The organism is Burkholderia sp. 3C (assembly GCF_054589155.1).
On sequence record NZ_BAAILN010000069.1, the window covers coordinates 1 to 8317 of the forward strand.

An 8317-nucleotide genomic window follows, 5' to 3' on the forward strand; every position below is an offset into this window, starting at 1 on the left:
TTCAGCGCGGGTGGGACAACCGGTGATGGCGGGATGAACTACAGCACGCACGGCAGTACGTCGGGAAAGAATGCCGGCGGTGTGTCGCCGATGCTTGGCCAGAGCGAAACCGGCAGCGATAGTGCGACAACGAAAAGCGGCATCAGTGCGGGGACGGTCACGATCACGGATTCGGCGAAACAGAAGCAGGATGTGGCGAGCTTGAATCGCGACACGACGGATGCGAACGCCACCGTCGGCAAACTTCCGGACATGCAGAACCTGTTGAGCAATCAAGCGGACATGATGGCGGCTGCGAGTGCGGCAGGCGAAGCGGTGTCGCGCCGAATCGGGGACTACGCGGACAAGATGAAGAAGGACGCTGCTGCGAATGGCGATCAGGCAGGCGTTGATGCGTGGAAGGAAGGCGGGGCGAATCGGGCGCTGATGCAGGGCGCGGGCGCGGCGCTGATGACGGGAATAGCGGGCGGAAATGCGGTAGGTGGGGCAGCCGGTGCGGCGATTGCGTCGATCGCTTCGGGCAAGTTGAATGAATTGAGTAGCGCGATCGCGGGTAGTGATCCGACTGGTAACGCCGATATGAATCAGGCATTGGGAAATATTGTGGCTAATGCGTTGGCGACGGGGATGGGTGCGGCTGTAGGGGCGAATGCAGGGGCGGCGGAGGCGTCGAGTGTCGATTTGTACAATCGTTCCGCGCACGATAACGTGGGTGGAGGCAAAAAGCCGAAGGATTTGGTCTCCCAAGTATGTGGGGCCGGAGCACAGTGTAGTGATGCGACGCTGATTGCAGCGATTCAGGCACAGGGCGACTTGGCGCAGGAGGCGTCGGGGCTGATATCTCCGAATTACGTTACGCTGAACTTCGGTGTGCTGTCGGGTTCTGCCGGTGGGGTAGTCAATCTCGATGATGGAACCAAATATTTGGCAGTCGGAGTTGGACAAAGTAATCCCTCGGCTATCTCGTGGTTGCCAGGTGGAGGCGCTACGCTGGGTTGGATCTGGGGAGCACGAGGGGCGGACGCGACCAATGCGTTCCTTAACGGAGATGGCAATCAGGCCTTTGTTTCTATACCAACACCTTGGCGATTTAACGTCGTTGGCGCAGTAACACATGCATACGGGGGTTCCACAGCGATTGAAATTGGAGTTGGATCACCAGGAGGGTCGTCATTTGGAATTGTGCCTTGGAATCACTCAATGCCGGTCGGAAACAAATAAGGAGGAACGATGCCAGCAGTAGGTGGAGGACCATCACCTGATCAATGGAAACGAATGAGTAAAAAGGAAAAGATTATTTATTGGCTTTTCGTTGGCGCGGCTATGGCGTTCGTTGGCTATTTAGTCATTGAAAAAATGATAAGTTAAATTGCTAATAAATAAACTTGGCATGGCGCTGAAACATTAAAGTTAAAATTCTGAAATTTTAATGAATTGATTAGCGCAATTGCGTCATCGTATCCGATCGGCAACAGCGATATAAATCAGGCGTTGGGCAATATCGTGGCGAATGCCTTTGCGACGGAGCGGGTGCGGTGGCGGGTGGAGAATCTGAGGCGTTCTCTGGGTACAACGTTGATCGGTTTAATCGGCAAGGTCAGGAGGAAACTGATTTTGCGATAAAGAAGAATTTTGTTACGCAGGTGTGTCCTGCAGGTGCACAGTGTAGCGATACTGTATTGCAGGCGGCGATCCAGGCGCAAAGAGGGAACGCGCAACTTGCACTTGCGGCAATGCTTCCAGACTATGTATCGATCCAAGGCAACATATATATTGCTTCAGGAGGATTTGTAATCAATCTACACAATGGCGATATGGTCGGGAGTTGGGCGCTTGGTAAGCCCATTCCTACATATTCTTTGAAGCCAGGGATTTTCGTGACACTTGGACGTATTCTTGGTGGAAGCGGTGCAGAGAATACTAGCTCGTACTTGGCAGGTGGCGGTGCGAACGCATCATTGTTTGTACCTGTTCCTGGATTCCCTGTCGTTGGTGCCGGTGGTGGGGTTGGTCATGCGTATGGCGGACAGTTTTCCGTCGAATACGGATTAAGAGTCGCTAACACAACCTGAACGTGAAGCTGCGAACGTCGTATCGTCTGCGGCATGGCAAGACGCAAAATCAGCAACGAATTGTGGGTGGCACTGGAACCGCTGATTCCGGAGTTCACGCCATCGCTCAAGGGCGGACGGCGGCGGACGGTCGATGATCGAGCAGCACTGAACGGCATTCTGTATGTCCTGCAGACGGGTATTCCGTGGGAAGACCTGCTGCAGGAGCTGGGCTTCGGCAGCGGCATGACGTGCTGGCGACGTCTACGAGATTGGCAAGCTGCCGGCATATGGCATCGACTGCATCTGGCGATGCTGCGTCGGCTGCGTGAACACGACCAGATCGATTGGGAGCGCGCGAGCCTCGATGGAGCCAGCGTCTCCAGCCCCGGGGGGCCAGGAGACCGGCCCCAATCCGACGGACCGCGGCAAGCTCGGATCGAAACGACACATCGTCGTAGATGCACGCGGCATCCCGCTGGCTGTCACGATCACGGGAGCGAACCGACACGATTCTATGGCATTCGAGTCCACGCTTGATGCCATTCCTGCGGTACCGGGCCTGAACGGTCAGCCACGCAAGCGTCCGAGCAAACTGCATGCTGATAAAGGGTGTGACTTCGCGCGTTGCCGGCGTTATCTGAGACAGCGCGGCATCAAGGCTCGTATCGCCCGGCGCGGTATCGAAAGCAGCGAACGGCTGGGGCGGCATCGTTGGGTCGTCGAGCGTACGCATGCCTGGTTTGCCGGATTCGGCAAGCTACGAATTCGTTTCGAACGGCGCCTCGATATTCATGCCGCTCTGCTTGTCCTGGCTGCCGCCGTCATCTGCTCGAGATTCGTGGATGACTTGTGTTAGCGACTCTTAGTGTGTTCGCTGCGATTTCTCATGCTTATGGTGGGGATACTGCCATTGAAGTTGGATTTGGCTCACTTGGTGGAAAATCGATTGGAGTAATGCCTTGGGGGCATTCTGAATCTGTGGGTAAAAATTAAGGGAGGTTGGTATGGCGGCTGGCGGAGGGCCAACGCCCGAACAGTGGGCGCGCATGAGCAAAAGGCAAAAGATTATTTACTGGATATTTGTCGGTGTAGTCGCGCTAGTGATAGGGGGTGCTGTATTTGAGAAACTATTGAGGTAATAAAAATTCTACTTTGAATTATTATGCCGCGAGAAATGCCGATGCATCGAAGAACACGTTGACGACAGGTTCATTGTCTTTCGCGGACATGCAGAATCGGTCGCACTACGACGCGAAATCGAGCGGCTTCAGCGCGGGCGCAACGACCGGTGATGGCGGGATGAACTACAGCACGCACAGCAGCACGTCGGGAAAGAATGCCGGCGGTGTGTCGCCGATGCTTGGCCAGAGCGAAACCGGCAGCGACGGCGCGACAACGAAAATCGGCGTCAGTGCGGGGACGGTCACGATCACGGACTCGTCGAACCAGAAGCAGGACGTGGAGAGCTTGAATCGTGAGACGACGGATACGAACGGCACGATCGACAAACTCCCCGACATGCAGAACCTGTTGAGCAATCAGGCGGACATGATGGCGGCTGCGAGTGCGGCAGGCGAAGCGGTGTCGCGCCGAATCGGGGACTACGCGGACAAGATGAAGAAGGACGCCGCGGCGAATGGAGATCAGGCAGGTGTCGATGCGTGGAAGGAAGGCGGAGCAAATCGGGCGCTGATGCAGGGCACGGGCGCGGCGTTGATGGCGGGAATGGCGGGTGGAAATGCGGTCGGTGGGGCAGCTGGTGCGGCGATTGCGTCGATCGCATCGGGCAAGCTGAATGAACTGAGTAGCGCAATCGCGGGTAGTGATCCGACGGGTAACGCCGATATGAATCAGGCGTTGGGAAATATTGTGGCGAATGCGTTTGCGACGGGGGCCGGTGCGGCTGTAGGTGGGGAATCGGGGGCGTTCTCTGGGTACAACGTTGATCGGTTTAATCGGCTACTTCATGACAATGAAAAGAAAGTGATTGCCGAGAAAGCAGGCAAGGACAGGGCGGAGGAGGAGAAGCTGACGCGTGCGGCGTGCTACGCGGTGAAGTGTTGGGCAGAGTATCCGGCTGGCAGCGATGAGCGTAACAAGAGATTCGTGAGTGAGATTGAGGTCGGGCAGTTGCAACAAGAACTGGAATGGGTAAGTCGGCAGAAGGAAGCGGGGTTGTTCGATTACACCCCGTGGCAGAAGGTTGGTGATGCGGTGAAGAATGATCCGGTTGGGGTGGCGAAGGATGGGGTTAAGGTGGTTGTCGCGGGCGTGACGGCGAAGGCAGGGGCTGGGTTCTGTACAAGTGGCTTAGGGTGTGCCGTGGGTCTACCGATTTTGTCATTCGGTCTAAGTGGTATGTCCGAAGGGGCCGATGGGTTGTATAACCGCTACAACGGCAACGATTCTCCAGGATTGAATCCATTGCGTTATGGATTCAATCAGATATTGCCTTCTGGATGGGGGAGCGTCGCATATGACGGATTGAATCTTGCCGCTGCGATTGGTGCTTTTTACGTGCCAGTTCCTCTAAAGATGGGGATTTCAGATGGTCTAAACCGTTCGGGTTCAATGTTCGGCGTAACCGTGCCACGTATTAATAAAAATAAATTGATCCCGTTCACTAACCAAGTGGCACCTTACGGAACGACGCAAGGTATTCTGTTGTTTGGCGTGGGTTCGAAGGGAGTGACTGTTATAAATGATATCCGTGATATCGGAGGGAAAAAGTGAATTGGAGGCGTTTGTACGCAATTAGTCAGATTATTGGGGTCATTGGCGGGGTATCGATTGCAGCTTCTGGGTTTTACGCCGTTATTGCCATTGGTGTATGTAGAAATCTGCTTGGATGGAATGATGGTGTTTCTATATTTGGAATTGGGTTGCCGGTATTTCTTGTACTGTTGTTCGTGTTTGTGAAGTACTTGCCGAAGTCGTTGCGCAATGCTGGGATATTGAGCGACGATCCGAAGATATTCGGACCATGGTTCAAATAATTGATTGGGAGACAAAACCGGAAATGACGCGCGGGGCAGCAGAGACGTGACCATTACCGGTTCGAGTGTGAATGCGCAGAATTTGATTTTGGCTGCATACAACCAGATCGATGTCGCCAATACAACGGATACCAATTCGACACGGACTACGAGCGAATCGAAGAGCGCGAGCGTGGGCGTGTCGGTCGGCACGGGCGGGTTCGGCATTTCAAGACTTCGTTAATTATTATTGGGATCGTGTTGTTGATAAATCGGAGGATAAATGAAATTTTTAGATGATGGAAATCTGAGTGGGTGGGTATGTACTGCTTTAATTGTGATTGGCGTGGGAATGTCGTGTGTGACATTAAAATATATGCCTCCTTCGATTGGGAGTATTTTTCTTGCGCTGCTCGGATTTTTACTTATGGCTATTGGTGGTTTGAGTGGCCGTGCTCGTTTGCTAAAAATCAAGCCTTTCGACAACAGCTATAAGAAAGCTCGCAAGAGTTATGAAGTAAAGGATGACGATCAAGACAACTCGCCGTCATGATAAACCCGATGTTAGCCGAGTTTTCGTCTGAGATGCGTTGATGTCGATCGAAGCCCTTATCGTCAATACGACCGACACCGATTCGACACGGACTACGAACGAATCAAAGAGCGCGAGCGTGGGCGTGTCGGTCGGCACGGGCGGGTTCGACGTTTCAGCTGCGATGTCGAAAGCCAACGGCGACGGCAACAGCGACTTTGCGACACAAAACAACAACCATGCGAAATGTGCTCAACGGAGAGAAAAGAAACTGAAGACGTTTATACACACTCAGTCACAAAAACCCCAAACCCAAGACTAGATCAAAAAACCCCACCGCAGCCGTAACAACTCAATCGAACTATCCAGTACGCTGACAGCCCCATCGTCACGATTCTTGCAGGAACAGTAAAAAGGAGCCGAATTGAGCGAAGTGAATCCTTGGCAACGCGCGGCCATATATCGAAATCCAGATTTCATTCTCATTGAAACGCAATCAGGACACCGCGTTTCAATCGCAGATCCGGATGGCAGCATGCATTTTCTAGACACAGCTGCCGACGACGAAGCGCTCGGCCGTTGTCTTAACGACGCGCTGCTGGCAAGCCGTTTCATCACCCCACAGCATCGTGAAGAAAATCCACTCTTTTTCGATTTCCGACTGGTCGGAGAAAACTATAAAAATGGGCGGATAGCCTTCTTGCCCGGTTCGGGTACAAAACCAAGCAAGCGCTATTCAAAAAAATGATCCTGTGCCACGCAAAAGTCGTTGACGGTGTCCTGACGCTCGATCCAAGCCGCCACGACAAGCTCGCAGCGTGGGATGGGTTGGGCGACAACACAAAAGTCGTCCTCCCGTCCGATTCGCCAGAAGCCGAAATCGGCGTTGCTTTGCGAGTCGCCCTGGACCGCTGCATTCCATAAATCAACCAACCCAATCGATAAGAACAACATCCATGAGTATCAACCGACGCGGGATGGGCATTGCGGCCCTGCTGCTGACAGTGGCAGTGAACGTATCAGCACAGAGAATCCCGCAAAACACGATCATCCCGGGCAATGACCAGCAAACCCGACAACAGGAAGAAACCCGCGAACGCGAACGGGCCGTCTCCGCACCCGGCGTACGTTCGGGCGTAACGGCAAGCGCCGCCTATCCGACGCTGCCTTCCGAAACGCCCTGTTTCCGCATCGAGCGCTTCACGCTCGACGTCCCCGATGCGCTGCCCGCTGCCGTGAAAGCGCAAGGCGCGTCGGTATTGCCGATGGACCGCTTTGCCTTCGTGCGCGAATGGCTTGAGCACTACACCGGCCAATGCGTCGGAAAGCAGGGCCTCGACATGCTCGTCAGTGGCCTGTCGCAAGCCATCCTCGCGCGCGGCTACGTCACGACACGCGTGCTGCTGCCCGCACAGGATCTGTCGACCGGCACGCTCAAGCTCTCGCTGATCCCCGGCGTGATCCGCCACATCCGCTTCACCAACGACAAACAGCGCGGCACCTGGAAAACCGCGTTCCCGACAGGCGACGGCGAACTGCTGAACCTGCGTGACGTCGAGCAGGGCGTCGAACAAATGAAGCGCGTATCGAGCCAGGCGGTATCGATGCAGATCGCACCTGCCGACGTACCGGGCGAAAGCGACGTCGTGCTCGACGTGAAGCGCGGCAAACCGTGGACGGTCGTCGCCTCGATCGATAACGCCGGCACGCGCGCGACGGGGCGCCTGCAAGGCAACCTTGCGCTCGGCATCGACAACCCGCTCGGCCTGAACGACATCTTCAATATCGGCGCGAGCCAGGATCTCGAATTCGGCGACAAGCGCCTCGGCTCGCATGGCTGGAACGGCTTCTACTCGATCCCGTGGGGTTACTGGACGGCAACGCTGTCGGCGTACACCAACACGTACTACCAGCAGATCGCCGGCGTGAACCAGACGTTCGTCGCGAGCGGCAATTCGAAGACGATCGATCTCAAGCTGAACCGCGTGCTGTTACGCAGCCGGAACAACATGCTCGGTGCACAGTTCCGCTTGTCGCGCCGCTTCGGGCAAAGCTTCATCGAGGACACCGAAATTCCGCAGCAGCGCCGCAACAACACGTTCGTCGAGTTCGGCCTGACCGATCGCCACTATTTCGGCAACGCGCAGTTCGACGGAACGCTGGCGTATCGGCAGGGCATCGGCGCGTTCGGCGCGCAGGACGACAGCCTGGCAGCCGACGGCGGCCCGACCTATCGCTACAAGATGGCGGTGCTCGATGCGAACCTGTCGGTGCCGTTCGCGATCGCGCAGCAGCCGTTGCGCTACGTGACGACGTTCCATGGCCAGTACACCGGCAGTTCGCTGTACTACATCGACGACCTGACGATCGGCAGCCGCTATACCGTACGCGGATTCGACGGGGAGACGATGCTGGCCGCTTCCCGTGGCTTTTTCTGGCGCAACGAACTGCAGGCGTCGATCGCCCGGACCGGGCAGGCGATCTATGCGGGCATCGACTACGGCCGCGTGTGGGGCGCGCAGCCGATCGCGCTGGTCGGCACGCAACTGGCAGGCGCGGTGATCGGCGTGAAGGGCAGCATTGCGACGCGATTGGGTGCCTGCGGTTACGACCTGTTCGCCGGCACGCCGATCTACAAGCCTTCCGGGTTTCCCACGGCACGCGTGACGGTGGGCTTTCAAGTCACGGCGCAGCTCTGATGACGCGGGCGTGATCGCGCGCTCGGGCCGGCGCCGTCCCGAGCGCGGTGCCCCGCT

At 56.0% G+C, this 8317-nt stretch carries 9 protein-coding genes and 2 pseudogenes; all 11 read left to right on the forward strand.

The features are described 5' to 3' along the window. The coding region (locus ACYP33_RS12435) for a polymorphic toxin type 22 domain-containing protein (protein WP_459621997.1) at positions 1 to 1221 on the forward strand (1221 nt) is incomplete at its 5' end. A gap of 9 nt (positions 1222 to 1230) precedes the next feature. Beyond that, positions 1231 to 1368, forward strand: a complete 138-nt coding sequence (locus ACYP33_RS12440) for a hypothetical protein (protein ID WP_459621999.1) — start codon at positions 1231 to 1233, stop codon at positions 1366 to 1368. A 167-nt stretch (positions 1369 to 1535) separates the two neighbouring features. Next, complete coding sequence (locus ACYP33_RS12445; RefSeq protein ID WP_459622001.1) at positions 1536 to 2072, forward strand: polymorphic toxin type 22 domain-containing protein; 537 nt, start codon at positions 1536 to 1538, stop codon at positions 2070 to 2072. Between the two features lie 33 nt (positions 2073 to 2105). Continuing rightward, positions 2106 to 2910 (forward strand): IS5 family transposase gene (locus ACYP33_RS12450; RefSeq protein WP_459622002.1). Its coding sequence is split into 2 segments (ribosomal slippage): positions 2106 to 2440 and positions 2439 to 2910, totalling 807 coding nucleotides; the frame shifts between segments, so codons are not numbered across the junction. An 11-nt stretch (positions 2911 to 2921) separates the two neighbouring features. Continuing rightward, the gene (locus tag ACYP33_RS12455; protein ID WP_459622101.1) at positions 2922 to 3047 is read left to right on the forward strand and encodes a polymorphic toxin type 22 domain-containing protein; all 126 of its coding nucleotides are present in this window, start codon (positions 2922 to 2924) and stop codon (positions 3045 to 3047) included. 159 nt (positions 3048 to 3206) lie between these two features. Continuing rightward, positions 3207 to 4787 (forward strand): hypothetical protein, encoded by a 1581-nt coding sequence (locus tag ACYP33_RS12460; protein WP_459622004.1) that lies wholly within the window; start codon positions 3207 to 3209, stop codon positions 4785 to 4787. A 309-nt stretch (positions 4788 to 5096) separates the two neighbouring features. Continuing rightward, positions 5097 to 5273 carry a hemagglutinin repeat-containing protein gene (locus ACYP33_RS12465; protein WP_459622006.1) on the forward strand — a complete coding sequence of 59 codons (177 nt, stop codon included), beginning with the start codon at positions 5097 to 5099 and terminating at the stop codon, positions 5271 to 5273. A 39-nt stretch (positions 5274 to 5312) separates the two neighbouring features. After that, positions 5313 to 5582 carry a hypothetical protein gene (locus ACYP33_RS12470; protein ID WP_459622008.1) on the forward strand — a complete coding sequence of 90 codons (270 nt, stop codon included), beginning with the start codon at positions 5313 to 5315 and terminating at the stop codon, positions 5580 to 5582. A 58-nt stretch (positions 5583 to 5640) separates the two neighbouring features. After that, positions 5641 to 5802: pseudogene (locus tag ACYP33_RS12475) on the forward strand (hemagglutinin repeat-containing protein); the annotation flags it as partial. 192 nt (positions 5803 to 5994) lie between these two features. Further along, positions 5995 to 6485 (forward strand): annotated as a pseudogene (locus ACYP33_RS12480) (contact-dependent growth inhibition system immunity protein). A 32-nt stretch (positions 6486 to 6517) separates the two neighbouring features. Beyond that, complete coding sequence (locus tag ACYP33_RS12485; RefSeq protein WP_459622010.1) at positions 6518 to 8260, forward strand: ShlB/FhaC/HecB family hemolysin secretion/activation protein; 1743 nt, start codon at positions 6518 to 6520, stop codon at positions 8258 to 8260. Positions 8261 to 8317 lie beyond the last annotated feature (57 nt).